The sequence below is a fragment of the Streptomyces fildesensis genome (assembly GCF_016107395.1).
GTDB classification, from domain to species: domain Bacteria; phylum Actinomycetota; class Actinomycetes; order Streptomycetales; family Streptomycetaceae; genus Actinacidiphila; species Actinacidiphila fildesensis.
Map to the genome: position 1 here is coordinate 1 of NZ_JAAIKO010000236.1, position 302 is coordinate 302.

Here is a 302-nt window from a genome sequence, read left to right on the forward strand (position 1 = left end):
ATCTTCGTCAAGACCCTCACCGGCAAGACAATCACGTTGGAAGTGGAGAACAGCGACACCATTGACAACGTGAAGGCAAAGATCCAAGACAAGGAAGGGATTCCTCCTGATCAGCAGAGGCTGATATTCGCAGGAAAGCAGCTCGAGGATGGCAGGACTCTGGCTGATTACAACATTCAGAAGGAATCCACCCTCCACCTTGTTCTCCGTCTTCGTGGGGGTTTCTAATTCTAATTCTGCAATTTGCCTTGTGTTTTCAGATTAAATAATGTTCGTGGTGCTACTGCTAGCTTCTTCACGGA

1 protein-coding gene is annotated in these 302 nt (G+C 47.7%); it reads left to right on the forward strand.

Features of this window, described 5'->3' with window-relative positions:
* Positions 1-228 (forward strand): ubiquitin family protein (locus tag C6N31_RS46440; protein WP_198359696.1); only part of this gene is annotated, 228 nt, incomplete at its 5' end.
* Between the last annotated feature and the right edge of the window lie 74 nt (positions 229-302).